The following is a 26818-nucleotide window of genomic DNA, read 5'->3' on the forward strand; positions in this document are numbered from 1 at the left end:
AGATAAGACTTATCAAGCGCCTGCTAGCCATCAACATATTCTCCCAGAAACAGGTACTAAAGGAAATGCTAATCTTGCAACAGCAGGCCTTGTAGGTATGCTTCTTGGATTGTTTGCAATGGGTAAGAAAAAAGATCAAGAATAGAATGGTCTAACATCATCTAAATCCAAGAAAGTGGGTGGCTGAACCCATCTCGACAATAAAAAGTGGACAAAGCTAGTTCCTTAATGATAGGACTAATATTTGTCCGCTTTTTTATGTTTCTTCGTATAAAAATACCTAGGCACAGATGTTAAAGTTGATTACCAACTTCATAAATAACAAAAAACAAATAAGAAAGCCCTTTGTGGCTTTTTTATTTTCATAAAAATGGTAAAATAGTAAGAGTAGAAATGGAGTTCTAGAAATGAAACGAATTGATCAATTTAAAAATAAGAAAGTATTAGTCCTAGGTTTGGCTAAATCTGGTGAATCTGCAGCTCGTCTCTTGGACAAGCTAGGTGCCATTGTGACTGTTAATGACGGTAAACCGTTTGAGGAAAATCCAGCAGCTCAAAGTCTTTTGGAAGATGGGATTAAGGTTGTAACTGGTGGCCATCCTTTGGAATTATTGGATGAGGATTTTGCCCTCATGGTAAAAAATCCAGGGATCCCTTATAGCAATCCTATGATTGAAAAAGCACTAAAAAAAGGCATTCCAGTATTGACTGAAGTTGAGTTAGCTTACTTGATTTCTGAGGCACCAATCGTCGGTATTACTGGTTCAAATGGTAAGACAACGACGACAACCATGATTGGAGAAGTATTGACTGCAGCTGGGCAAAATGGCCTCTTATCAGGTAACATCGGTTATCCTGCTAGTCAAGTGGCCCAAACTGCGACAGATAAGGATACCCTTGTCATGGAACTTTCTTCTTTCCAATTAATGGGAATCCAGGAATTCCATCCTGAAATTGCTGTTATCACCAACCTGATGCCAACACATATTGACTATCACGGTTCTTTTGAAGCTTATGTTGAAGCTAAGTGGAATATCCAAAGTAATATGACAGCAGCTGATTACCTAGTATTGAACTTCAACCAGGAATTAGCTAAAGAACTTGCGACAAAGACAAATGCGACTGTAGTACCATTCTCAACACTAGAAAAGGTTGACGGAGTTTATCTTGAAGGTGGTTATCTATACTTCCGTGGCGAAAAAGTCATGGCAGCTGATGAGATTGGTGTTCCAGGTAGCCACAATGTAGAAAATGCTCTTGCAACCATTGCTGTAGCTAAACTTCGTGGTGTTGACAATGAAACCATTAAGGAAACCTTGTCAGCCTTTGGTGGTGTGAAACACCGTCTCCAATTCGTAGATGAAATCAAGGGTGTGAAATTCTACAATGATAGTAAGTCAACCAATATCTTAGCAACTCAAAAAGCCTTGTCTGGATTTGACAATAGCAAGGTTATCTTGATTGCCGGTGGCTTGGATCGTGGGAATGAATTTGACGAATTGGTTCCAGATATTACTGGACTTAAGAAAATGGTCATCCTCGGTCAGTCTGCAGAACGTGTCAAGCGTGCAGCAGATAAAGCCGGTGTTGCTTATGTTGATGCAACGGATATAGCGGATGCAACTCGCAAGGCTTTTGAACTTGCAGAAGAAGGAGATGTGGTTCTCCTCAGTCCTGCTAATGCAAGCTGGGATATGTATGCTAACTTTGAAGTACGTGGAGATCTTTTCATCGACACTGTAGCGGAGTTAAAGGGATAATATGAAAAAAATAGTATTTACAGGTGGGGGAACGGTTGGACACGTTACCCTCAACCTTTTGTTAATGCCTAAGTTTATCGAAGATGGCTGGGAAGTTCACTATATTGGTGATAAGAACGGGATTGAGCATCATGAAATTCTCAAGTCAGGTTTGGACGTCACCTTCCATTCTATTGCAACAGGAAAACTTCGTCGTTATTTCTCATGGCAAAATATGGTTGACGTCTTTAAAGTTGCGTTTGGAATTCTTCAATCGCTCTTTATCATGCTTCGAGTTCGTCCACAAGCCCTCTTTTCTAAGGGTGGATTTGTATCTGTTCCGCCTGTTATCGCAGCGCGAGTATGCAGAGTACCAGTCTTCATCCACGAGTCTGACCTCTCTATGGGCTTGGCCAATAAAATCGCCTATAAGTTTGCGACCAAGATGTACTCTACTTTTGAACAAGCGTCTAGTCTCACTAAGGTAGAGCATGTTGGAGCCGTGACTAAGGTTTCTGGTCTAGTTGAGGAAGAACCTGAAGAAATGGTGGACATTCGAACTTATTTTGATAGTAAGTTACCAACTCTTCTCTTTGTTGGAGGTTCTGCTGGGGCGCGTGTCTTTAACCAACTAGTTACAGACCACAAGGAAGAACTGACTAGTCGCTATAATATCATCAACCTGACAGGAGATGCTAGTTTAAATGAACTAAGCTCAAACCTCTACCGTGTTGACTATGCGACGGAACTCTATCAACCACTCATGAATCTGGCTGATGTGGTCATCACTCGTGGTGGTGCCAATACTATTTTTGAACTCCTTGCTATGGCTAAATTGCACGTCATTGTGCCACTGGGTCGTGAAGCCAGCCGTGGAGATCAGATTGAAAATGCAGCCTATTTTGTGAAGAAAGGCTATGCAGAGGAGTTGCAAGAGAGTGACTTGACCTTGTCTACTTTGGAAGAAAAAGTAAATCAACTTTTGACCAACAAAGAGATCTATCAAAACACGATGAAGAATTCTCAGGAATTAAAATCTGTGGCAGATTTTTATGAGCTACTAAAAAAAGATTTATCATAAGGAAAATTGATGTCAAAGGATAAAAAGAATCAGGATACTCAAGGCAAAGAATTGTCAGAGTGGCAAAAACGAAATCAAGAATATCTTCAAAAAAAGGCTGAAGAAGAAGCAAAACGAGCTGCGGAAGAAGCTCGTGAAAAAGAAGAACAAGCAGCAAAGTCTGCTTCTGAAAATACTCAAGAATTGTCAGAATGGCAGAAACAAAACCAAGAGTATTTGAGTAAAAAAACGGAAGAGGAATCTGTAAGTTCTGATGAAGTAGACCAAGAATCCGAAAAATCTGAAGAGAAGGATTCAGATACTAGCGATGAGACTTCAAATGAAGAGAAAGATTCGGAGAAAATTTCACAAGAAGACGCTAAGAGTCAGGATCAAGTAGAGAAAGAAAAAGTTGACGAAAAGGTTAAGAAACAGAAAAAGGTAAAAACCAAGAGTAAACCTCCAAAACCGGCCATTCCTTCTATTCATATCTGGCGAGCAGTTACAATCCTCGTCCCAAGTTTCTTAATCTTGTTCTTGTCTATTTATCTTCTAACTCCTTTGTCTACTCTGAAACATATTGAGGTTACGGGGACTGTTCAGACAACTGCAGACCAAGTCAAAGAAGCTTCTGGTATTCAGGATAGTGACTATACAATTAGCTTGCTCTTAAATAAAGATAAGCATGCTGAAATGGTTAAATCAGATCGCTGGATTGAATCGGCTAAGATAGTTTATCAATTCCCAGTTCACTTCACCATTGAAGTGAAGGAATTTGAAATTGTAGCTTATTCAGTTTCAGGAGATAACTATTATCCAATCTTATCTAGTGGAAGTATTGAATCAACAGCTGTTAATGCGGCTAACTTACCTGAAAAATACATATCTGTTCTCTTTAATGATGAGGAACAGATTAAAACCCTAATTTCTCAGCTAAATGAAGTTAGTCCAGAAATTAAGCAAGAGATTGAGAAGATTGAACTTGCACCAAGTAAGGTAACAAGTGACCTTCTAAAGATTACCATGTATGATACAGACGAGATTTTGGTGCCATTATCAGAACTAGGGAAGAAATTACCTTACTATAGTAAGATAAAACCACAGTTGACAGTACCTAGTGGTATTGACATGGAGGTCGGTATCTATAGCTATAGTCTAGTGGATAAGGCTCTGGATGACGAAAGAGTCAAAGCCAAAGAAGAGGAAAAGAAGAAGCAGGAAGAAGAGAAGAAAAAACAAGCTGAGCAAGGAAATCAAGATCAAACAACACAGACGACTCAAACAACACAAAGTCGCTAAGTTTCAGATGATTCGTTCAGTTACTTGTTTTTACTTGACAAGTACCGCTTTAAATAATAGAATAGTAAAAAACCTTTAAAGCAGTCCAGAGAGGCAGCTAAGGTTAGACGGTGAAAGGGTGGAGACTACCCATTTTTCGTGGAACCTTGCTGTAGGCAGGTTCCTTTTTTCATGCTCTCTCGCTGACAAAGGTAAAAGGAGAAAAGTATGCGCGAAGCTCGTCCAGTCATTGCTCTTGATTTTCCAAGTTTTGAGGCAGTCAAGAAGTTTTTAGCACAATTTCCAGCAGAAGAGAGCCTCTATCTAAAGGTAGGTATGGAGCTCTATTATGCTACAGGTCCGGAAATTGTTTCTTATTTAAAAGACTTAGGTCATAGTGTCTTTCTGGATCTTAAACTCCATGATATTCCCAATACGGTTAAGTCAGCCATGAAGGTTTTGTCTCATCTGGGTGTTGACATGACCAATGTTCATGCCGCAGGTGGTGTAGAGATGATGAAGGCTGCGCGTGAAGGTCTTGGAAAAGAAGCCAAATTGATTGCTGTTACCCAGTTGACTTCAACTTCTGAAGAACAAATGAGAGACTTTCAAAATATTCAAACTAGTCTTCAAGAATCAGTCATTCATTATGCCAAGAAAACTGCTGAAGCCGGTTTAGATGGTGTGGTTTGCTCGGCTCAGGAAGTTAAACTCATCAAAGAGGCGACAAGCAAAGATTTTATCTGCCTGACACCGGGTATTCGACCAGCAGGCGCTGCAGTTGGAGACCAAAAACGAGTCATGACGCCAGCAGATGCTTATCATATTGGTAGTGACTATATCGTTGTCGGACGCCCAATCACTCAAGCCACGGATCCAGTAGCAGCTTATCATGCTATCAAGGATGAGTGGAACCAAGACTGAAATTAAAAAAATAGATTATAAAAACAAAAGGAGTAGACCATGACACTTGCTAAAGACATTGCTAGCCATCTATTGAAAATTCAAGCCGTTTACCTCAAACCAGAAGAACCCTTCACTTGGGCATCTGGTATCAAGTCGCCGATTTATACAGATAACCGAGTGACGCTTGCTTATCCAGATACTCGTACCTTGATTGAGAATGGTTTTGTAGAAGCCATCAAGTCAGAATTCCCAGAGGTAGAAGTGATTGCAGGAACAGCGACTGCGGGTATCCCACATGGTGCTATTATAGCTGACAAGATGAACCTGCCATTTGCTTACATCCGTAGCAAACCAAAAGACCATGGGGCTGGAAACCAAATCGAAGGCCGTGTAGCCCAAGGCCAAAAAATGGTCGTTGTTGAAGATTTGATTTCAACTGGGGGCTCAGTTTTAGAAGCCGTAGTTGCTGCCAAACGTGAAGGAGCAGATGTTCTTGGTGTTGTGGCTATCTTCAGCTATCAATTGCCAAAAGCAGATAAAAACTTTGCAGATGCTGGTGTCAAACTGGTGACACTTTCAAACTACAGTGAGCTTATCCACCTAGCCCAAGAAGAAGGCTATATCACACCAGAAGGACTTGACCTCCTAAAACGTTTTAAAGAAGACCAAGAAAATTGGCAAAATATATAAATAGAAAGACACTCAGGTATTCATAGAACTCCCTGAGCTTTTTGTCTAATGGAAGGTTTATAACCATAGTCTCTGTTTAGAGTAGGATAGGCGGAGTGAATCTGTATCATCTTTAACTTCTAGTTCTTAATCTGTTTACCTTTATGATGAAAAGTACAGACAAATTTTTTGAAAACATCATGAAAAAGGTTTAAACTATTCTAGTAAACAAAAGTAAACGTTTACGTTTAAGGAGGACTATTGATGTCATATAAAACAAGCAATGCAGAAGGACCTGTAGATTTTATAAATACCTATGATTTGGAACCTATGGCCCAACAAGTTATTCCCAAAGCTTCTTTTGGGTATATTGCAAGTGGTGCAGAGGACACTTTTACTTTGAGAGAGAATATCCGAGCTTTTAACCACAAACTCATTGTTCCTCGGACCTTATGTGATGTGGAAAATCCAAGCACAGAGATTGAATTTGATGGTGAAAAACTATCTTCACCAATCATTATGGCACCTGTTGCAGCCCATAGACTAGCTAATGAGCAAGGAGAAGTTGCGACTGCGCGTGGAGTACACGAGTTCGGTTCACTCTATACAACTAGTTCCTACTCAACAGTTGACCTGCCAGAAATTTCTCAAGCCCTTCAAGGTACACCTCATTGGTTCCAATTCTACTTTAGTAAAGATGATGGCATTAACCGTCACATTATGGATCGCGTCAAGGCAGAAGGTTATAAGGCTATTGTCTTGACTGCCGATGCGACAGTAGGAGGTAACCGTGAGGTAGACAAACGCAATGGTTTTGTGTTCCCAGTTGGCATGCCTATCGTAGAAGAATACCTACCTCAAGGTGCTGGTAAGTCAATGGACTATGTCTATAAATCAGCCAAACAACGCCTATCTCCACGAGATGTTGAGTTTATAGCAGAATACTCAGGACTTCCTGTTTATGTCAAGGGGCCACAATGCCGTGAAGACGTTGAACGCTCACTGGATGCAGGGGCTTCAGGTATTTGGGTAACCAACCACGGTGGTCGACAAATTGATGGTGGACCTGCTGCTTTTGACTCGCTACAAGAAGTGGCTGAAGCAGTAAATAAACGTGTGCCAATCGTTTTTGACTCGGGTGTTCGTCGTGGTCAGCACGTCTTTAAAGCCTTGGCTTCAGGAGCTGACTTAGTAGCCATTGGACGACCTGTCATTTATGGTTTAGCCCTTGGTGGTAGCGTTGGTGTACGCCAAGTCTTTGAACATTTGAATGATGAATTGAAGACAGTTATGCAGTTATCTGGAACACAGACAATTGAAGATGTGAAACGATTCAAGCTTCGTCACAATCCATATGATCCAAGTTTCCCAGCTGATTCACATGATTTAAAATTGTATTAGTAGTAAAACAAACCTCCACTCCAAGTGGAGGTTTTTGAGTTATGTCTTTGTAAACATGAAAGAGAGTTTAAAAAGTGGACTTAACGAGTATATAAGAAAAAATTTTAATACATTTTAAACTATTTTAAAATTTTTAGGAAATTTAGTTGACAAATGTAGATTTTGAGAGTATACTGATAATTGTAATTGACAAATGTAGATTTTGGAGGTGTGCTGATGCAGATTTCAGATGCAGAATGGCAGGTCATGAAGATTATCTGGATGCAGGGAGAACAGACTAGTACTGATCTCATCAAAGTATTAGAGAAAAGGTTTAGCTGGTCCAAATCCACGATCCAGACACTCTTGGCACGTTTGGTGGAGAAGGAATGTCTGACTCGGGAAAAACAGGGCAAGTCCTTTATCTATTCAGCCCTGTTGACACAGGAAGATAGCAAGAAGTTACTTGTCCAAGATATCAAAGATAAGCTTTGTTCTCGCAGAATAAAGCTCTTACTAGCTGATTTGATTGAAGAATGTGACTTTACCCTAGCTGACTTGGAAGGCTTGGAAGAAGTCATTTCTAAGAAAAAAGCAAGTTCTGTGGCAGAAGTAAGATGTAATTGTATGTAAAGGAGACGATATGTTAAATCTATTTGTATCTATTGTTGTTTTAGGAATGATTGCTTTTATCCTCTTTTGGTTTTTCAAAAAACCGCAAGAAGATGCTAAGAGAGCCCAGCAAAAAAATGGCTATCAGGAGATTCGAGTGGAGGTCATGGGGGGATACACTCCAGGAACTATTATCCTCAAAAAATCGCAACCAGCTCGTATTATTTTTGATCGAAAAGATCCTTCACCTTGCTTGGACCAAATCGTTTTCCCAGACTTTGGTGTGCATGCTGATCTGCCTATGGGAGACCAATATGTGGTTGAAATCACTCCTGAAGAAGCAGGTGAGTATGGTTTCTCTTGTGGCATGAATATGATGCACGGTAAGATGATTGTAGAATAGGAGAATGATATGACTGAAATTGTAAAAGCAAGCCTTGAAAATGGTGTTCAAAAAATCCGTATCACGGCGGACAAAGGCTACCATCCAGCCCACATTCAACTGCAAAAAGGGATTCCTGCTGAGATTACCTTTCACCGTGTGACACCTTCAAACTGTTATAAAGAGATTCTCTTCGAAGAAGAAGGGATTCTAGAACCAATCGCTCAAGACGAGGAAAAAGTCATTCGCTTTACGCCTCAAGACTTAGGCGAGCATGAATTTTCATGCGGCATGAAGATGCAAAAGGGGACCTACACCGTTGTTGAAAAAACCAAAAAGTCTCTCAGTCTTTTACAACGTTTTTGGATTACTAGTATCTTTACTGTGCCTCTTGTGATTCTCATGATTGGGATGTCTACAGGAGGAATTAGTCACCAAGTTATGCGTTGGGGCACCTTTTTAGCCACAACACCCATTATGCTGGTAGCTGGAGTTCCATATATCAGAAGCGCCTGGGCTAGTTTTAAAAAGCACAATTCCAATATGGATACCTTGGTTGCTCTGGGAACCCTAGTGGCCTATTTCTATAGCTTAGTTGCCCTCTTCACTGGTCTGCCCGTTTACTTTGAAAGTGCTGCATTTATCCTCTTCTTCATTCTTTTAGGAGCAGTTTTTGAGGAAAAAATGCGAAAAAATACTTCGCAGGCAGTCGAAAAATTATTAGACCTACAAGCAAAAACAGCAGAGGTTTTGCGTGATGATGTTTATGTTCAAATACCTCTAGAACAGGTCAAAGTTGGGGATCTCATTCGCGTTCGACCAGGTGAAAAAATTGCCGTTGATGGGACTGTGTTAGAAGGTGAAACGAGTATTGATGAATCAATGGTGACTGGGGAAAGTATTCCAGTCGATAAATCAGTTGGAGATGCTGTTATTGGGTCAACTATCAATAATAGTGGTACGATCATCTTTAGAGCTGAAAAAGTGGGTTCTGAGACTATGCTGGCTCAGATTGTGGACTTTGTGAAAAAAGCGCAAACGAGTCGTGCTCCTATTCAAGATTTGACAGACAAGATTTCTGGGATTTTTGTACCAGCAGTTGTCATTTTGGGACTTCTTACTTTTTGGGTCTGGTTTGTTCTACTTGGAGATAGCTTTGTGACTTCACTTCTCTACGGAGTTGCTGTTTTGATTATTGCCTGTCCTTGTGCACTAGGACTCGCGACACCGACAGCACTCATGGTTGGAACAGGACGAAGTGCCAAGATGGGGATTCTTCTCAAAAATGGTACAGTTCTACAGGAAATCCAAAAAGTCCAAACCATTGTTTTTGATAAGACAGGAACCTTGACCGAAGGGAAGCCAGTAGTGACAGATGCTATTGGTGATGAAAGAGAAGTGCTAAGTTTGGCTGCTTCATTGGAAGATGTATCTCAACACCCGCTAGCTCAAGCTATTGTTAATCGTGCATCTGAACTAGGAATTAGCCTTTACCCAGTGGAAAACTTCCAAGCCTTGCATGGAAAAGGTGTGACTGGGACTATTAATGGGAAACAAGTCTTGCTGGGTAATGCTAAACTTTTAGCTGACCTTGCTATTCCACATGATTATCAAGAACGATTTGATTTGCTTGAGAAGGAAGCAAAAACAGTTGTCTTCCTATCCGTAGATGGTCAGTTAAAAGGCTTAATTGCCTTGCAGGATGTCCCTAAGGAAAATGCTCGAGAAGCTATTGCTAAATTGAAAAAACGTGGTCTTAGAACGGTCATGCTTACCGGAGATAATGCTGGAGTAGCGCATGCGATTGCAGAGCAAATTGGAATCGAAGAAGTGATCGCAAATGTCTTGCCAGAGGAAAAGGCACATGAAATTCACAAGCTTCAAAAGAATGGCAAATTGGCCTTTGTTGGAGATGGGATCAATGATGCACCGGCCCTCAGTGTAGCCGATGTCGGAATTGCCATGGGCTCTGGTACAGATATTGCTATCGAATCAGCAGATCTTGTCCTTACAACCAACAATTTACTAGGATTGGCACGTGCTTTTGATATGAGTAAGAAGACCTTTAATCGTATTCTACTCAATCTTTTCTGGGCTTCTATCTATAACCTCATTGGTATTCCGATTGCAGCAGGAGTTTTTTCAGGACTTGGTTTAGTGCTCAATCCAGAACTTGCAGGATTGGCCATGGCCTTTAGTTCAGTCTCTGTTCTAATCAGCTCTCTCATGCTTAATTTTACTAAAGTCGATTAAAAAGGCGGTCTTAACCGCTTTTTTTGCTATTCTAAAACAGATTTTCAAACCGCTTTCAAACTGTACTGTAATAGAGAATGGAGTATTCTGAGCATATACTTAGAAATCTAAAATCAAATGTGATAAATTAGGATTGTAAATTTACAGAATCGTTTTCAATTACTATATAAAAGCGTTTTTTGTAAATATATGAAATTATTTTGAAGGAGAGTTATCATTATGACTCAAGGGAAAATTACTGCATCAGCAGCAATGCTCAACGTATTGAAAACATGGGGCGTAGACACTATCTACGGTATCCCATCAGGAACACTCAGCTCACTTATGGACGCTTTGGCTGAAGACAAAGATATCCGTTTCTTGCAAGTTCGCCACGAAGAAACAGGTGCTCTTGCAGCGGTTATGCAAGCTAAATTTGGCGGATCTATCGGTGTTGCAGTTGGTTCAGGTGGACCTGGTGCAACTCACTTGATCAACGGTGTTTACGATGCAGCTATGGATAACACTCCATTCCTTGCTATCCTTGGATCACGTCCAGTTAACGAATTGAACATGGATGCCTTCCAAGAATTGAACCAAAATCCAATGTACAACGGTATCGCTGTTTACAACAAACGTGTAGCTTATGCAGAGCAATTGCCAAAAGTGATTGACGAAGCTTGCCGTGCTGCCGTTTCTAAAAAAGGTCCAGCTGTCGTTGAAATTCCAGTAAACTTCGGTTTCCAAGAAATCGACGAAAACTCATACTACGGATCAGGTTCTTACGAGCGTTCATTCATCGCTCCTGCTTTGAACGAAGTTGAAATCGACAAAGCTGTTGAAATTTTGAACAATGCTGAACGTCCAGTTATCTACGCTGGTTACGGTGGTGTTAAAGCTGGTGAAGTTATTACTGAATTGTCACGTAAAATCAAAGCCCCAATCATCACAACTGGTAAAAACTTCGAAGCGTTCGAATGGAACTACGAAGGTTTGACAGGTTCTGCTTACCGTGTTGGTTGGAAACCAGCCAACGAAGTGGTCTTTGAAGCAGACACAGTTCTTTTCCTTGGTTCAAACTTCCCATTTGCTGAAGTTTACGAAGCATTCAAAAACACTGAAAAATTCATCCAAGTGGATATCGACCCTTACAAACTTGGTAAACGTCACGCCCTTGACGCTTCAATCCTTGGAGATGCAGGTCAAGCAGCGAAAGCTATCCTTGACAAAGTAAATCCAGTGGAATCTACTCCATGGTGGCGTGCAAACGTGAAAAACAACCAAAACTGGCGCGACTACATGAACAAACTCGAAGGCAAAACTGAGGGTGCGCTTCAATTGTACCAAGTTTATAACGCTATCAACAAATACGCTGACGAAGATGCGATCTTCTCAATCGACGTCGGTGACTCTACTCAAACATCAACTCGTCACCTTCACATGACACCTAAGAACATGTGGCGTACATCTCCACTCTTTGCGACAATGGGGATCGCCCTTCCTGGAGGTATTGCTGCTAAGAAAGACAATCCAGATCGCCAAGTATGGAACATCATGGGTGATGGTGCATTCAACATGTGCTACCCAGACGTGATCACTAACGTTCAATACAACCTTCCAGTTATTAACGTGGTCTTCTCAAATGGTGAATATGCCTTCATCAAGGACAAATACCAAGACACAAACAAACACTTGTTTGGTTGTGACTTCCCTAATGCTGACTATGCGAAAATCGCTGAAGCGCAAGGTGCTGTAGGATTCACTGTAAACCGTATCGAAGATATCGATGCAGTCGTTGCAGAAGCTGTTAAATTGAACAAAGAAGGTAAGACAGTTGTGATCGATGCCCGCATCACACAACACCGTCCACTTCCAGTAGAAGTACTTGAGTTGGATCCAAAACAACACTCAGAAGAAGCAATCAAAGCCTTCAAGGAAAAATACGAAGCTGAAGAGCTTGTACCATTCCGCCTCTTCTTGGAAGAAGAAGGATTGCAATCACGCGCAATTAAATAATTCCTCTCGAGGAACTGAAAAAGATCGGAGTAATCCGGTCTTTTTATGGAGGATAGTAAATGAATTTAAATCAACTAGATATTATCGTTTCAGATGTTCCCCAAGTCTGTGCTAGCTTGGAGCGTATTTTGGATAAAAAAGCCGATTATGTTGACGACAGTTTTGCTCAGTTCACGATTGGCAGTCACTGTCTCATGTTGTCTCAAAATCATTTGGTTCCTTTGGAAAATTTTCAGTCAGGAATCATTCTACACATTGAAGTTGAAGATTTGGAACAGAATCAAAAGCGTGTGAAAGAATTAGGGATTGAGATTTTACATGGGCCAGTTGTAACTGATTGGGGAACCGAATCCCTGCTAGTAAGTGGCCCTGCTGGTATAGTCATTGATTTTTATCGTATGAAATAAGGCGCGTAGTCATTTGAAGTTAACCTTAGCTATTTTTAAAACAGAAATTGAGAACATAAACTATTAAAAGATCGGAGCAATCCGGTCTTTTTCTTTTATGTCTTTTCTGTTAAAATAGATTCATTAGGATATTTGAAGGAGAAAAAGATGCCAACAACTTTCTTTCTATTATTTGGCTTAATGAGTTTAGGCTTTGCTGCCTTCACCTATTTCATGTTCGACATTTTTATCTTTAGTAATTACAGAAATGCCAAGAGATGCACCGAAAGAACGGAAGGAGTCATTATCCGATATTCCTATGCTCTTTATAACGGGATTAGTCTCCCAGTGGTTGAGTACACTGTCGACGGGAACCAATACAAGGTTGTAGGTCCAAAATTTCTATCTGCTATTTCAAATACAATCAGTACTCCCTTAGGTTCGATCGTATCTGATGTTAAAATGGATAATTTTGAAGATGGGGAAATTCCTCAGGTGTTAAGATACAAAATTTATAGGAACAGTTTCATCTCTTTAACAAAATCACCTTTAATGGAACGATTTCCAATTGGAGGAAAGGTAACTGTTTATTATGATCCTAAAAAACCAAAACATTCCTATGTAGAAAGACCTTTAAAACCAGGTCGTTATGCATGGTTGACTAAATGTGCTGTCTATCTCCTTGTTTTTATGATGATTGCCTTGGCATTCTTTATCGTGTTCATTCTTCCAAATCTTGTCAATTAAGTCTTTCGATATAATAAGAAGTCTATATCGTTACTATTTTTATAAAATCTTCTCCCTACTTTATAAGATAAGAAAAAGAGTTCAATTAGGACTCTTTTTTTGCTATAATGAGGGTGAAAAAATAGACAGGAGATGTAACATGTCAGAACCATTATTTTTAAATTCCGTGATGCAAGAAAAAATCTGGGGTGGTACTAAACTTCGTGATGAGTTTGGCTACGACATTCCAAGCGAAAAAATCGGAGAATATTGGGCAATATCAGCTCACCCAAATGGTGTTTCTAAGATAGCTAATGGCCGTTTTGAGGGAACAGACCTAGCTACTTTGTATGCAGAACATCGTGAGTTATTTGGTAACCGTCCAGAACCTGTATTTCCACTCTTGACTAAAATCCTTGATGCCAACGACTGGCTCAGTGTTCAAGTTCACCCAGACGATGCCTATGGACTAGAGCATGAAGGCGAACTTGGAAAGACAGAGTGCTGGTACATTATCGCATCAGATGAAGGTTCAGAGATTATTTATGGTCACAATGCCAAGTCAAAAGAGGAGCTCCGTCAGCAAATCGAAGATAAGAACTGGGATGCCTTGTTAACCAAAGTACCTGTAAAAGCTGGAGATTTCTTCTATGTACCAAGTGGCACCATGCACGCTATCGGTTCAGGTATCTTAATCCTTGAAACGCAACAGTCTAGTGATACAACTTACCGTGTCTATGACTTTGATCGTAAGGACGATAATGGCAACTTGCGCGAGCTCCACCTTGAAAAATCCATCGATGTTTTAAATATCGGTGAGCCTGCTAACAGCCGACCTGTGACTGTTAAAGCAGATGACCTGCGTTCAACTCTTCTTGTGTCTAATGATTTCTTCGCAGTTTACAAGTGGGAAATCACTGGAAAAGTTGACTTTGAAAAGACAGTTGACTACAGCTTATTTAGCGTCTTGGCTGGTCAAGGGAAATTGACTGTAGATGGTAAAGACTATCCAATCCAAAAAGGTAGCCACTTTATCCTTCCAAGTGATGTTGAAGCTTGGACTTTGGAAGGATCAGATTTAGAATTGATTGTAAGCCATCCATAAAAAGAAAAGACTTGAGATTGATTCTCAAGTCTTTTTTAATGATTACATAAATTGGGCAATAAAAACCACGATGATGATGATTGGTATGATATAACGAAGAAGGAAGAGCCAAACTTTGAAAAGTCCTCGTTTCCAAGGTGTTTCATCTAGATGAAGTTCTTTCATAGCCAGTGCTTTTTTGAAGATATAGCCTGTAAAAAGTGATAAACAGAGGGCACCAAAAGGCATGAGGAGGTTGGATACCAAGAAATCCATAGCGTCAAAGAAGGTCTTTCCAAAGATTTGGACATCTGCCATGACACCGTATGAAAGGGCTGAAGGGATACCAAAGACAAAAGTCAATACCCCTAAAATCATACTCCACTTAGCACGTTTACGATTGTCCTGATTGGTGATGTTACCAACGTTGATCTCAAGCATGACGACTGAAGAAGTTATCGTCGCAAAGAGGAAGAGCAAGAGAAAGAGAATATAAAAAATCGTACCAAAGGGCATATTGTCAAAGAGTTGTGGTAAAACGATAAAGAGGAGACTAGGTCCACCTTCAGACTGGATATTAAAGGATGACATAGCAGGGAAAATCGCAAGTCCTGCCATGATCGATACAGAAATGTTCAAGGCTACGATGGAAATTCCTGATTGGACCATATTGGTCTTCTTGTCCAGGTAGGAAGCATAGGTCAGCATGGCGGTAACTCCAAGTGATAGAGCAAAGAAAGATTGGCCCAGTGCATAGAGGAGTCCAGTACTTGTCAGTTTTGAAAAGTCCGGTTTGAGGAAGTAAACCACACCTTCCATGGCATTAGGCAAGCTGAGAGAGCGCCCGATAATAATGACAAAGATAATAAAGAGTAGGGGCATCATGACCTTAGATGCTCTTTCAATTCCTTTTTGAACGCCGTGTGAAACAATGAAAATATTCAAGAAGATAAAGGCTGCTTGTGCTCCTAGGGCAATAACTGGATTAGAAATGATGGAAGAGAACTGCTGGGCATAATCTCCAATTCCGATTAGGTGGAATAATCTTCCAATTTCGATACCAAGGTATACCAGAATCCAACCCCCAATAACACTATAAAATGAGAGAAGGATGAAAAGGGCAAAGGCGCCAATCCAACCAATAAAATTGTATTTATGATTGTTTCCAAGCTTACCAAAGGTTTTGATTGCTGATACTCCAGCGCTTCGACCAAGGGCAAATTCAGCCAGTAAGAGAGGAAATCCAATCAAAAGTGTCGAGATGAGAAAGACTAGTAAAAATCCTCCACCACCATTGGCAGCAGTCATGTACGGAAACTTCCAAACAGCTCCAAGACCAATAGCAGAGCCAGCAGACGCAAGGATGAAGCCCAGTTTCGAGCCCCATTGCGATTTTTCAGACATAGTTAAAACTCCGATCTATTTTTAAAATAAGAAAAGGCTACTTGAGTTGTCAAATAGCCTTCTCTCAATTGCTCTGAATGAGCTTTTTATTTGATTGATAGACTTGAATATCCTATCATGTTTTCTGAAGCCTGTCAAGAAAGCGATTTTCAAGTTTTCAAAAGTTTCTCAAAAAGTTAAAAATTTTTCGTAAAACCACTTGACTCTGACCTAAGGGGAGGGGTTATACTATCCTTGTAAGGAGAAAATCATGTACCATATCAAAGAAGCTGCGCAGCTTTCGGGTGTCTCTGTAAAGACCCTGCACCATTACGATAAGTTAGGACTCTTGGTTCCTTTAAAGTCGAAAAACGGTTATCGAACCTATAGTCAGGATGATTTGGAACGACTTCAGATCATTCTTTATTACAAATATCTAGGCTTTTCTTTAGAAAAAATAGCAGAGCTATTAAAGGAAGAAAGGACAAATTTATTGCCCCATCTGATTAGGCAACTGGACTATTTAACTCGAGAAAGGCAACATCTGGATACCTTGATATCTACCTTGCAAAAAACCATACAAGAACAAAAAGGAGAAATAAAAATGACCATTGAGGAAAAATTCACTGGATTTAGCTATCAAGACAATCAAAAATACCACCAAGAAGCAGTAGAGAAATATGGTCAAGAAGTCATGGATAAGGCTCTCGAACGTCAAACTGGTAGAGAAGATGAGGCTACAGAAACCTTCAACCAAGTCTTTCAAGCCCTGGCTCAAAATTTCAAAGATGGACTACCTACAACAGCAACCGAAAACCAAGAAGAAGCAACCAAGCTCTTACAGGCTATTCGTACGTATGGGTTTGATTGTTCTATTGAAGTCTTCGGTCATATCGGTAAAGGCTATGTCTATAACCCAGAGTTTAAGGAAAATATTGATAAATTTGGACCTGGAACAGCTCAATACACTTCAGATGTTATTGCCCACTATGTTCGAACTCAGACAAAATAAAAATCGGCGGAGTAATCTCTGCCGATTTCTTACTTTAAAGTTTAATCAAAATGCAAGCTTCCTGCCACCCATCCGGTACAGAGGGCAGAAGTAATGTTAAAGCCACCCGTATGGGCATTGATATCCAGCACCTCCCCTGCAAAGTGAAGACCAGGTACCAGTTTACTTTCCAGAGTTTTGGGATTAATTTCTTTGAGACTAACGCCACCTTTAGTTACAAATGACTTGGCAAGGGACATCTTTCCAGTCACAGGAATCTTGAGGGACTTGATAGATTGGAGAAGTTGCTCTCGCTCTTTTTCAGTTAGTTGTTTGACTTTTTCTGGGTATCCTTGCGAGAAGAAATCAGCCAAGCGTTCTGGCAATAAAGATTTCAAGGCATTTTTCAAGGATTTTTCACGATTTTCTTCTAGAAAGTTTACTAAGTCGCCTTCAGAAAGTTGTGGCAAGACATCCAATGAGAGAACCTCTCCACCCTTGACAAAACTAGACATACGAAGAGCAGCGGGACCTGATAAACCAAAGTGAGTAAAGAGGAGGTCATGGGTAATAACATGCTTGCCATAGCTTAGAGTTACATCATCCAGTGAAATCCCCTGCAAGGCTTTATGTGGGAAATCCGTCAATAATGGACTCTCGGCTGCCTCAAGCTCGGTAATGGTATGTTTGAAGTGGCGAGCGATATCGTGGCCAAAACCAGTCGAACCAGTGGAAGGATAGGACTTGCCACCTGTTGTGACAATGAGTTTATCACAAGTGAAAGTCTGGTCTGCTGACTTGAGGACAAACTGGTCGTCTATCTTTTTAACAGAAACAATCTCTATTTGAGTCATGACTTGTCCGCCCAATTCAGAGATTTTCTTTTCTAAAGCTTCGATAATAGTCCGAGATTTGTCGCTAGCAGGAAAGACACGCCCGTGATCCTCTACCTTTAGTTTGACGCCATTTTCCGTAAAAAAGTTGATAATATCATGGTTATCAAACTGGGAGAAGACGCTGTAAAGAAAGCGCCCATTTCCAGGAATGCCGGCTAATAGGTCATCCAGGGTTCCGTTGTTAGTGACGTTGCAACGACCACCACCAGTTCCAGCTAATTTTTTTCCAAGTTTTCTATTTTTTTCGATGAGAAGTGTTTTCTGCCCGTAAAAGCTACTGGAAATAGTAGCCATCATTCCAGCAGGACCACCTCCGATGACAATCGTATCAAAATGTTTCATAAAAGTATTGTACCATAAAAAAACAAGAGATGATAAGTCATCCCTTGTTTGATTGATTAACCAATTTCATATCCCATGAGAAGTCCGCCTTCTTCTGCATAAAAACTGCAAAGCCCAGAAGTAGGGATAATTCTAATATTAGCTTGCGGGTACTTTTCTCGCAAGAGTTCTGAGAGTTGTTGGCAGAATTTTTCATTGCTACGATGAGCCATGACGATACGCCCTCCAGCGTAGCCAGCTTTGATCAACTCTTCATAAGCAGCCTGAAGGGATTTTTTAGCACCACGAGCCTTTTGAAGCAATTCTAAGGTTCCAGTTTCACTTGCTTCCCCAACCATACGGATATTGAGGAGCCCAACAACTGTACCAATAAGCTTACTCAAGCGACCGTTTTTAACCAGGTTATCAACCTTAGCAAGAACGAACAACAACTTCGTTTTTTCTTGGTAAGTAGTAATAACTTCAACCACTTCTTCAAAAGAAAGTCCTTGGTTGATCAAGTCATTGATTTTCTCAACAATTAGGTCAACTTCCCCACCAGCAGACAAACTATCAATAACGTGAATCTGAGTGTCAGGGTGGTCTTCGAGATAAATGTTTTTAGCTAATTGCGCGCTATTGTGGCTACCAGAGAGAGTTCCTGTGATGGTCACTACAAAAATATGTTTGGCACCTTCAAATGCTCGTAAATAATCATCAGGACTAGGGCAAGCTGATTTAGAAGCTTCAGAAGTCGCATACATAGTTTCCATCATCTGATCAATATCCAGATTGGCATCATCGACAAAGACCTGGTTCGCAACTTGAATCGTTAATGGGACACTGACAAATTCAGTATCAAAAGCAGGATTTGCCAGTTGACGATAATCACAACCAGAGTCAGCTATAATCTTCCAAGTCATAGAATTTCTCCATCTTTATCACTTATACATTGACAAAGGTTCTGTCTTTTTTTACAATTATATCATGAAAGCCCTTGAAACAAAAGTAGTACCTCTCTGTTGTCACAAGTAGAAAGAAATTGTTATGTCTGAACGTAAAATATCTGAAAAATCGCTTGAAAATCTTAGAAAATCCAATCAAGAATCTAATTTGCTAACCAGAGAAGCGATTGAAACAGCTCTTTTGCAACTCTTGGAGAAAAAGGAGTTAGCTAAGATTAGCATTTCTGAGCTAGTCAAACGTGCTGGCGTTTCTCGTGCAGCCTTTTATCGAAACTATGATTCCAAAGAAGAGATTTTAGAAAGTGTCTTTAAACGTAGCGTCCATAACATCATGGAGCAACTAAGTCATTACGATGTCAAGACGGATCTCTATCTAGTTTGGGTTCATCTTTTCCGAGAAGCCAAGAAAGAAGCCAAGGTTATTCAGCTTGCCCTGGACTATCACTTGGAAAAAATCTTTGTGCAAGCTATGCAAGAATTTCTAGAGAAATACTACGGGAAATCAAAAGGTGTCAGCTCTTACCTGCATTCATTTTGGAGTTCGGCCATCGTATCGGTCTTGCTTAAATGGATCAAAGATGGGATGAAGGTTCCTGCTGAGAAAATTGCAGATTTACGCTTGCCATTTTTCAAAAAATAAGTTAAGAGGAGAAAAACTATGACAGAAAAAAGACTGGCTTGGGATGAGTATTTCGCTGCTCAAGCTCTATTGATTGCCAATCGTTCAACCTGTAAACGTGCCAAGGTAGGAGCCGTTTTAGTTAAGGATAACAAGGTTGTTTCAACAGGCTATAATGGCTCTGTATCAGGAACAGAACATTGTATTGACCACGACTGTCTGGTGATTGAGGGTCACTGTGTCCGCACTCTTCATGCAGAGGTAAATGCTATTTTACAAGGGGCAGAACGTGGCGTTCCTAAAGGCTTTACAGCTTACGTTACTCATTTTCCATGCCTCAACTGTACCAAGCAACTGCTTCAGGTAGGATGTGAACGTGTTGTTTATATCAATCAATACCGTATGGATGACTATGCCCAACATCTTTATCAAGAAAAGGGAACAGAATTAACTCACCTACCACTTGAAACAGTACAAGCAGCTCTCCAAGAGGCTCACCTAATCTAGAAATTATAAAAAATAAATGGTTTAGAAAGCTTTTTAAGCCATTTTTTGATATAATAAGAAGAATAAATTGAAAGAAGGAATTCTGAAAATGGGAAAACTTGAAGTTATTAATCATCCACTGATTCAACACAAATTGTCAATCTTGCGTCGCACTGACACTTCTACAAAAGCTTTTCGTGAGTTAGTTAACGAGATTGCAATGTTGATGGGATATGAAGTACTTCGTGATCTTCCACTTGAAGACGTTGAAATCGAAACACCTATCACAAAAACAGTTCAAAAACAATTGGCTGGTAAAAAATTAGCGATTGTTCCAATCTTACGTGCAGGTATTGGAATGGTTGATGGATTGTTGAGCTTGGTTCCAGCAGCAAAAGTTGGGCACATCGGTATGTATCGTGATGAAGAAACCCTTCAACCAGTAGAATACTTGGTAAAATTACCTGAAGATATCGACCAACGTCAAATCTTTGTGGTTGACCCTATGCTTGCAACAGGTGGTTCTGCAATCTTGGCTGTTGATTCCCTTAAAAAACGTGGGGCTTCAAACATCAAATTTGTCTGCCTGGTATCTGCTCCAGAAGGTGTAAAAGCTCTCCAAGAAGCTCACCCAGATGTAGAAATCTTTACTGCAGCTTTAGATGAACGTTTGAACGAACATGGCTATATTGTTCCAGGTCTTGGTGACGCAGGAGACCGCTTGTTCGGTACAAAATAAGATTCTAAGGATAGACTAAAACTGCTTATTGGTTTTAGTTTCGAAAGGAGGTTGAATTTTTGTGTCTGTCTTTAGAATGGAGCAAAAATTTGACCTTTTTTGACCAAAAAGATATAATAATCCTGTATCGAGTCGTTTGACTAAGAAATATTGAAATCAGAAGGAGAAAAGAATGATTCCTGTAGTTATTGAACAAACAAGTCGTGGAGAACGTTCATATGACATATACTCACGTCTTCTAAAAGATCGTATCATCATGTTGACTGGACCAGTCGAAGACAATATGGCAAACTCAGTTATCGCCCAATTGCTTTTCTTGGATGCCCAAGATAGTACAAAAGATATTTACCTTTATGTAAATACACCAGGTGGGTCTGTATCAGCTGGTTTGGCAATCGTTGATACCATGAACTTTATCAAGGCAGATGTCCAAACTATCGTTATGGGGATGGCAGCTTCAATGGGAACAATTATTGCCTCAAGTGGAGCAAAAGGCAAACGTTTCATGCTTCCAAATGCAGAGTACATGATTCACCAACCAATGGGTGGTACAGGTGGTGGTACTCAGCAAACAGATATGGCTATCGCTGCTGAACATTTGCTTAAAACTCGTAAGACTTTAGAGCAAATTCTTGCAGATAACTCTGGTAAATCAGTTGAGCAAATACATGCAGATGCTGAACGTGATTACTGGATGAGTGCTCAAGAAACACTTGAATATGGTTTCATTGATGAAATTATGGCCAATAATTCTTTGAATTAATCTACTAAAGCAAACTCGACTGAGTTTGCTTTTTTTGGTATAATAAGAGGAAGATTACTAGAAGGAAGATGAATTATGTTTCAAAAAGAAAATCGGTCTGGTCTGATTATCTACCTATACTATAATCGTGATGCAAAAAAACTCGCAAATTATGGCGATATTTGTTATCACTCAAAAAAACACCGTTATCTACAACTTTATGTTCCAACAGAAGAAGTAGAAAACCTGGTAGGTCGTTTAGATAAAGAGAAATTTATCAAGAAAGTGAGACGATGTCACATCCAAGAATTAGAAACTCCTTTCGTTGGGAACCTATATAAAACCAACGAAAACGTTATCATTTAAAAAAGTGAGAGAAACTTGTTGACAATTTTCTGATAATTCGGTATATTCTTAACATGTAATTTAAATTGAACATTAAAAGGAGATAAACATGAAGAAAAAATTTGCATTGTCACTCGTAGCTCTTGCAAGTACAGCACTCTTAGCAGCTTGTGGGGAAGTGAAGTCAGGAGCATCGAATGCAACTGGTAACCCAATTGATGAAAAAGTTGTAAAAATTGGTTTCAACTTCGAAGAGACTGGAGCAGTAGCTGCTTACGGTACATCTGAACAAAAGGGTGCTCAACTTGCAGTTGATCAAATCAATGCTGCTGGTGGTGTTGATGGAAAACAAATCGAAGTTGTAGATAAAGATAACAAATCTGAAACTGCTGAAGCGGCTTCAGTTTCTACAAACCTTGTTACTCAATCAAAAGTAGCAGCTATCGTAGGGCCTGCGACTTCTGGAGCAACTGCTGCTGCAGTGGCAAACGCTACTCAAGCTGGTGTGCCATTAATCTCGCCAAGTGCTACTCAAGATGGTTTGACAAAAGGACAAGACTTCCTATTTATTGGAACATTCCAAGATAGCTACCAAGGGAAAATCATCTCTAACTACGTTTCAAATAAATTGAACGCTAAGAAAGTTGTTTTGTATACTGATAACTCAAGTGACTATGCTAAAGGTGTTGCAAAAGCTTTCCGTGAATCATTTAAAGGTGAAATCGTAGCTGATGAAACATTTGTATCAGGAGATACTGACTTCCAAGCAGCTCTTACAAAAATTAAAGATAAAGAATTTGATGCAATCGTATTACCAGGTTACTACACTGAAGCAGGTAAAATTGTAAACCAAGCTCGTGGTATGGGTATTGACAAACCAATCATTGGTGGTGATGGATTTAATGGTGAAGAGTTTGTTCAACAAGCAACAGCAGAAAGAGCATCAAACATTTACTTCATCTCTGGTTTCTCATCAACAGTTGATGTTTCTGATAAGGCAAAAGCCTTCCTAGAAGCTTACCGTGCTAAATACAATGAAGAGCCTTCAACTTTTGCAGCTCTTGCATATGACTCAGTTTACCTTGTAGCAAATGCAGCAAAAGGTGCTAAAACATCTGTAGAACTTAAAGATAATCTTGCTAAAACTAAAGCCTTTGAGGGAGTAACAGGTCAAACAAGCTTTGATGCAGATCACAACACTGTTAAAACTGCATTCATGATGACTATGAATAATGGTAAAGTTGAAGCGGCAGAAGTCGTACAACCATAAATTAAAGATAACGAGAATGGGGAATGAGCTTTTTACTCACTCCCTGTTTCGGTATTTTAGAAGCAATTTATATCCTAAAAATTATTATTAGAAAGAGTGAACTATATGCTTCAACAACTTGTCAATGGTTTGATCTTAGGAAGTGTTTATGCGCTGCTAGCCTTGGGTTATACCATGGTTTATGGAATTATCAAACTCATTAACTTTGCCCACGGTGATATCTATATGATGGGTGCTTTCATGGGTTATTTCTTGATTAATTCCCTACAATTAAATTTCTTTTTAGCCTTAATTTTATCGATGATTGGTTCAGCCATTCTTGGTGTTATCATTGAGTTTCTAGCTTATCGCCCACTGCGTCATTCAACTCGTATCTCTGTACTGATTACAGCTATCGGGGTATCCTTCTTATTGGAATACGGAATGGTCTATCTGGTGGGTGCCAATACACGTGCCTTCCCTCAAGCAATCCAAACTGTACGATACGACTTGGGACCAATTAGTCTTACAAATATCCAATTGTTGATTTTGACTGTCTCAATTGTCTTAATGATTCTTTTGCAACTTATCGTACAAAAAACCAAGATGGGGAAAGCTATGCGTGCCGTTTCTGTAGATAGCGATGCTGCTCAGTTGATGGGGATTAACGTGAACCGTACAATCAGCTTTACCTTTGCTTTGGGTTCAGCTTTGGCTGGAGCAGCAGGTGTCTTGATTGCCCTTTATTACAACTCTCTCGAACCATTGATGGGAATGACTCCAGGTATTAAATCTTTCGTTGCTGCCGTTCTTGGTGGTATCGGTATCATCCCTGGTGCAGCTCTTGGAGGTTTTGTAATTGGTCTATTGGAAACTTTTGCAATCGCTTTTGGATTGTCAGATTTCCGTGATGCCATCGTGTATGGAATCTTGCTCTTAATCTTGATTGTTCGTCCAGCTGGTATCCTTGGTAAGAATGTGAAAGAGAAGGTGTAAACAATGAAATTAAATGTAAAAGCTAATATTCTCTGGATATTCCTTTTGTTGCTTGGATATGGTATGATTAGCCTCTTAGTTTCACTTGGTATTTTAAACCTTTTCCATATTCAAATTCTGGAACAAATCGGTATTAATATTATTCTTGCAGTAGGACTTAACCTAATCGTTGGTTTCTCTGGCCAATTTTCACTTGGACATGCTGGATTTATGGCTATCGGTGCCTATGCAGCAGCTATTATTGGATCAAAATCTCCAACTTATGGTGCCTTCTTTGGAGCTATGTTGCTAGGCGCCATCATTGCTGGTTTGGTTGCCCTCATCGTAGGAATTCCTACCCTTCGTTTGAAGGGGGATTATCTTGCAGTTGCGACACTTGGGGTTGCTGAGATTATTCGTATCTTGATTGTCAATGGTGGTAGCCTAACTAATGGAGCTGCAGGTATTTTAGGAATTCCAAACTTCACTAACTGGCAAATGGTATATATCTTTGCTGTGATTACAACTATTTTAACACTGAACTTTTTACGTAGTCCAATCGGTCGTTTAACCTTGTCTGTTCGTGAAGATGAAATTGCGGCTGAGTCAGTAGGGGTCAATACAACAAAAATCAAAATTATTGCTTTCGTATTTGGAGCTATGACTGCAAGTATTGCAGGATCACTCCAAGCAGGATTTGTCGGTTCAGTTGTACCAAAAGATTATAGTTTTATCAACTCTATCAACGTTTTAATCATCGTTGTATTTGGTGGTTTGGGATCAATCACAGGATCAATTGTCGCGGCCATTGTTCTTGGAATTTTGAACATGTTACTCCAAGACGTTGCTAGCGTTCGTATGATTATCTATGCTTTGGCTTTGGTACTTGTTATGATTTTCAGACCAGGTGGACTCCTTGGTACATGGGAATTGAGCCTATCACGTCTCTTTAAAAAAGGTAAGAAGGAGGGACAAAACTAATGGCATTACTTGAAGTAAAAAACTTAACCAAACATTTTGGTGGTTTGACGGCTGTTGGAGATGTAACTCTCGAATTGAATGAAGGTGAACTTGTTGGCTTGATTGGACCGAATGGAGCAGGGAAAACAACTCTTTTCAACTTGCTGACAGGAGTTTATGAACCGAGTGAAGGAACTGTTACTTTGGATGGACACTTACTAAACGGGAAGCAACCTTATAAAATCGCATCCCTTGGTTTAGGGCGTACCTTCCAAAATATTCGTCTTTTTAAAGACTTAACAGTTTTGGATAACGTTTTGATTGCATTTAGCAACCATCATAAACAACATGTATTTGCTAGTTTCTTACGCTTACCAGCTTTTTACAAGAATGAAAAAGAATTGAAAGCCAAAGCTTTAGAATTACTAAAGATCTTTGATTTAGACGGTGATGCTGAAACTTTAGCAAAAAACCTAGCTTATGGTCAACAACGTCGTTTGGAGATTGTTCGTGCTCTTGCCACAGAACCTAAAATTCTTTTCTTGGATGAGCCTGCAGCTGGTATGAATCCACAAGAAACGGCAGAATTGACTGAGTTGATTCGTCGTATCAAAGATGAATTTAACATTACCATCATGCTGATTGAACATGATATGAACTTGGTCATGGAGGTCACAGAGCGTATCTATGTTCTTGAGTATGGTCGTTTGATTGCTCATGGAACACCAGATGAAATCAAGAACAATAAACGTGTTATCGAAGCTTATCTTGGAGGTGAAGCCTAATGTCTATGTTAAAAGTTGAAAACCTCTCAGTACACTACGGTATGATTCAAGCTGTACGTGATGTGAGCTTTGAAGTCAATGAAGGAGAAGTTGTTTCTCTTATCGGTGCTAACGGTGCTGGTAAAACAACCATCCTTCGTACTCTATCAGGACTTGTTCGTCCAAGTTCTGGTCGAATTGAATTTTTGGGTCAAGAAATCCAAAAGATGCCTGCACAGAAGATTGTGGCTTCAGGACTTTCTCAAGTACCAGAAGGTCGTCATGTCTTCCCTGGTTTGACAGTTATGGAAAACTTGGAGATGGGAGCTTTTCTTAAGAAAAATCGTGAAGAGAACCAAGCTAATTTGAAGAAGGTATTTTCACGTTTCCCACGTTTGGAAGAACGTAAAAATCAAGATGCGGCTACCCTATCTGGTGGTGAACAGCAGATGCTTGCCATGGGGCGTGCACTTATGTCGACACCAAAACTTCTTCTTTTGGATGAGCCATCAATGGGACTGGCACCAATTTTCATTCAAGAAATTTTTGATATCATCCAAGATATTCAAAAACAAGGGACAACCGTTCTTTTGATTGAACAAAATGCCAATAAAGCACTTGCCATCGCAGATCGAGGATATGTACTTGAAACAGGTAAGATTGTTCTTTCAGGAACAGGTAAAGAACTCGCAGCTTCAGACGAAGTCAGAAAAGCATATCTAGGTGGCTAAAACAATCCAGTGGATTGTTTTAGTCGGCGGATAAGGATTGCGTAGTAATCTTCGTATAATCTGGGAGACTAGTTTAGGTTGCGGATAAGGATTGCGCAAGCAATCCACATTATTCCGGGGGACCTTTTTAGTCGGCGGATAGAGATTGCAAAGCAACCATAGAATCCACATAAGTAAATGAT

The 26818-nt window shown here is 40.0% G+C and carries 27 protein-coding genes and 1 pseudogene; 25 read left to right on the forward strand and 3 right to left on the reverse strand.

Features of this window, described 5'->3' with window-relative positions; all coding sequences use genetic code 11:
- Positions 1 to 82: 82 nt before the first annotated feature.
- The 14 genes and pseudogenes from GOM46_RS08415 to manA all read left to right on the forward strand — a co-directional run.
- Positions 83 to 145: pseudogene (locus GOM46_RS08415) on the forward strand (hypothetical protein); the annotation flags it as partial.
- A 262-nt stretch (positions 146 to 407) separates the two neighbouring features.
- Entirely contained in the window at positions 408 to 1760 is a 1353-nt protein-coding gene (murD, locus tag GOM46_RS02665) for a UDP-N-acetylmuramoyl-L-alanine--D-glutamate ligase (protein WP_235083935.1), read from the forward strand.
- 1 nt (position 1761) lies between these two features.
- The gene (locus GOM46_RS02670; RefSeq protein ID WP_235083936.1) at positions 1762 to 2820 is read left to right on the forward strand and encodes a UDP-N-acetylglucosamine--N-acetylmuramyl-(pentapeptide) pyrophosphoryl-undecaprenol N-acetylglucosamine transferase; all 1059 of its coding nucleotides are present in this window, start codon (positions 1762 to 1764) and stop codon (positions 2818 to 2820) included.
- A gap of 9 nt (positions 2821 to 2829) precedes the next feature.
- The gene (locus GOM46_RS02675; protein ID WP_235083937.1) at positions 2830 to 4098 is read left to right on the forward strand and encodes a cell division protein FtsQ/DivIB; all 1269 of its coding nucleotides are present in this window, start codon (positions 2830 to 2832) and stop codon (positions 4096 to 4098) included.
- A gap of 207 nt (positions 4099 to 4305) precedes the next feature.
- Entirely contained in the window at positions 4306 to 5001 is a 696-nt protein-coding gene (gene pyrF / locus GOM46_RS02680; protein ID WP_006150118.1) for an orotidine-5'-phosphate decarboxylase, read from the forward strand.
- 39 nt (positions 5002 to 5040) lie between these two features.
- Entirely contained in the window at positions 5041 to 5673 is a 633-nt protein-coding gene (gene pyrE / locus GOM46_RS02685) for an orotate phosphoribosyltransferase (RefSeq protein ID WP_235083938.1), read from the forward strand.
- A gap of 243 nt (positions 5674 to 5916) precedes the next feature.
- The gene (gene lctO, locus GOM46_RS02690; protein ID WP_235083939.1) at positions 5917 to 7053 is read left to right on the forward strand and encodes an L-lactate oxidase; all 1137 of its coding nucleotides are present in this window, start codon (positions 5917 to 5919) and stop codon (positions 7051 to 7053) included.
- A 216-nt stretch (positions 7054 to 7269) separates the two neighbouring features.
- Complete coding sequence (locus GOM46_RS02695; protein WP_006150236.1) at positions 7270 to 7665, forward strand: CopY/TcrY family copper transport repressor; 396 nt, start codon at positions 7270 to 7272, stop codon at positions 7663 to 7665.
- Between the two features lie 10 nt (positions 7666 to 7675).
- Positions 7676 to 8047: a cupredoxin domain-containing protein gene (locus tag GOM46_RS02700; RefSeq protein ID WP_004252344.1), complete on the forward strand. Its 372-nt coding sequence runs from the start codon at positions 7676 to 7678 to the stop codon at positions 8045 to 8047.
- A gap of 9 nt (positions 8048 to 8056) precedes the next feature.
- Complete coding sequence (locus GOM46_RS02705; RefSeq protein ID WP_235083940.1) at positions 8057 to 10279, forward strand: heavy metal translocating P-type ATPase; 2223 nt, start codon at positions 8057 to 8059, stop codon at positions 10277 to 10279.
- Between the two features lie 219 nt (positions 10280 to 10498).
- The gene (gene spxB, locus GOM46_RS02710; protein ID WP_235083941.1) at positions 10499 to 12274 is read left to right on the forward strand and encodes a pyruvate oxidase; all 1776 of its coding nucleotides are present in this window, start codon (positions 10499 to 10501) and stop codon (positions 12272 to 12274) included.
- A 59-nt stretch (positions 12275 to 12333) separates the two neighbouring features.
- On the forward strand, positions 12334 to 12681 hold the full coding sequence (locus tag GOM46_RS02715; protein ID WP_235083942.1) for a VOC family protein: 348 nt from the start codon (positions 12334 to 12336) through the stop codon (positions 12679 to 12681).
- 147 nt (positions 12682 to 12828) lie between these two features.
- Positions 12829 to 13407: a DUF3592 domain-containing protein gene (locus tag GOM46_RS02720; RefSeq protein WP_235083943.1), complete on the forward strand. Its 579-nt coding sequence runs from the start codon at positions 12829 to 12831 to the stop codon at positions 13405 to 13407.
- Between the two features lie 139 nt (positions 13408 to 13546).
- Entirely contained in the window at positions 13547 to 14491 is a 945-nt protein-coding gene (gene manA, locus GOM46_RS02725; protein ID WP_235083944.1) for a mannose-6-phosphate isomerase, class I, read from the forward strand.
- Positions 14492 to 14533: 42 nt separating this feature from the next.
- Here the strand turns inward: manA and GOM46_RS02730 are convergent, their stop codons facing one another.
- Positions 14534 to 15874, reverse strand: a complete 1341-nt coding sequence (locus GOM46_RS02730) for a sodium-dependent transporter (protein WP_235083945.1) — start codon at positions 15872 to 15874, stop codon at positions 14534 to 14536.
- Between the two features lie 250 nt (positions 15875 to 16124).
- Between GOM46_RS02730 and GOM46_RS02735 the strand changes: the two genes are divergently transcribed.
- Positions 16125 to 16865 (forward strand): MerR family transcriptional regulator, encoded by a 741-nt coding sequence (locus GOM46_RS02735; RefSeq protein WP_235083946.1) that lies wholly within the window; start codon positions 16125 to 16127, stop codon positions 16863 to 16865.
- 41 nt (positions 16866 to 16906) lie between these two features.
- Here GOM46_RS02735 and GOM46_RS02740 read toward each other — a convergent pair whose 3' ends face one another.
- Together GOM46_RS02740 and GOM46_RS02745 are read right to left on the reverse strand one after the other, a co-directional pair.
- The gene (locus tag GOM46_RS02740) at positions 16907 to 18082 is read right to left on the reverse strand and encodes an NAD(P)/FAD-dependent oxidoreductase (RefSeq protein ID WP_235083947.1); all 1176 of its coding nucleotides are present in this window, start codon (positions 18080 to 18082) and stop codon (positions 16907 to 16909) included.
- Positions 18083 to 18138: 56 nt separating this feature from the next.
- Positions 18139 to 18984 (reverse strand): DegV family protein, encoded by an 846-nt coding sequence (locus GOM46_RS02745; RefSeq protein WP_235083948.1) that lies wholly within the window; start codon positions 18982 to 18984, stop codon positions 18139 to 18141.
- A gap of 124 nt (positions 18985 to 19108) precedes the next feature.
- Here GOM46_RS02745 and GOM46_RS02750 point away from each other — a divergent pair, with 124 nt between their 5' ends.
- The 10 genes from GOM46_RS02750 (at position 19109) to GOM46_RS02795 (ending at position 26636) form a co-directional block, all read left to right on the forward strand.
- Positions 19109 to 19666: a TetR/AcrR family transcriptional regulator gene (locus tag GOM46_RS02750; RefSeq protein WP_004252362.1), complete on the forward strand. Its 558-nt coding sequence runs from the start codon at positions 19109 to 19111 to the stop codon at positions 19664 to 19666.
- Positions 19667 to 19684: 18 nt separating this feature from the next.
- Positions 19685 to 20152, forward strand: coding sequence for a deoxycytidylate deaminase (locus GOM46_RS02755; RefSeq protein WP_006150202.1), 468 nt, complete (start codon positions 19685 to 19687; stop codon positions 20150 to 20152).
- 88 nt (positions 20153 to 20240) lie between these two features.
- Complete coding sequence (gene upp, locus GOM46_RS02760) at positions 20241 to 20870, forward strand: uracil phosphoribosyltransferase (RefSeq protein WP_006150334.1); 630 nt, start codon at positions 20241 to 20243, stop codon at positions 20868 to 20870.
- A 172-nt stretch (positions 20871 to 21042) separates the two neighbouring features.
- Positions 21043 to 21633 (forward strand): ATP-dependent Clp protease proteolytic subunit ClpP, encoded by a 591-nt coding sequence (gene clpP, locus GOM46_RS02765; RefSeq protein ID WP_000613459.1) that lies wholly within the window; start codon positions 21043 to 21045, stop codon positions 21631 to 21633.
- A gap of 75 nt (positions 21634 to 21708) precedes the next feature.
- Positions 21709 to 21978 carry a YlbG family protein gene (locus tag GOM46_RS02770; protein ID WP_235083949.1) on the forward strand — a complete coding sequence of 90 codons (270 nt, stop codon included), beginning with the start codon at positions 21709 to 21711 and terminating at the stop codon, positions 21976 to 21978.
- 88 nt (positions 21979 to 22066) lie between these two features.
- Positions 22067 to 23227: an ABC transporter substrate-binding protein gene (locus GOM46_RS02775; protein ID WP_235083950.1), complete on the forward strand. Its 1161-nt coding sequence runs from the start codon at positions 22067 to 22069 to the stop codon at positions 23225 to 23227.
- Positions 23228 to 23332: 105 nt separating this feature from the next.
- Positions 23333 to 24202, forward strand: coding sequence for a branched-chain amino acid ABC transporter permease (locus GOM46_RS02780; protein ID WP_006150094.1), 870 nt, complete (start codon positions 23333 to 23335; stop codon positions 24200 to 24202).
- Between the two features lie 3 nt (positions 24203 to 24205).
- Positions 24206 to 25162: a branched-chain amino acid ABC transporter permease gene (locus GOM46_RS02785; protein ID WP_235083951.1), complete on the forward strand. Its 957-nt coding sequence runs from the start codon at positions 24206 to 24208 to the stop codon at positions 25160 to 25162.
- Positions 25162 to 25926, forward strand: a complete 765-nt coding sequence (locus tag GOM46_RS02790) for an ABC transporter ATP-binding protein (RefSeq protein WP_049509414.1) — start codon at positions 25162 to 25164, stop codon at positions 25924 to 25926. Before GOM46_RS02785 ends, GOM46_RS02790 begins: the two co-directional genes overlap by 1 nt.
- Entirely contained in the window at positions 25926 to 26636 is a 711-nt protein-coding gene (locus GOM46_RS02795) for an ABC transporter ATP-binding protein (protein WP_000062228.1), read from the forward strand. Before GOM46_RS02790 ends, GOM46_RS02795 begins: the two co-directional genes overlap by 1 nt.
- Positions 26637 to 26818 lie beyond the last annotated feature (182 nt).

The sequence above is a fragment of the Streptococcus infantis genome, from assembly GCF_021497965.1.
In the GTDB taxonomy this organism is placed as follows: Bacteria; Bacillota; Bacilli; order Lactobacillales; family Streptococcaceae; genus Streptococcus; species Streptococcus infantis_B.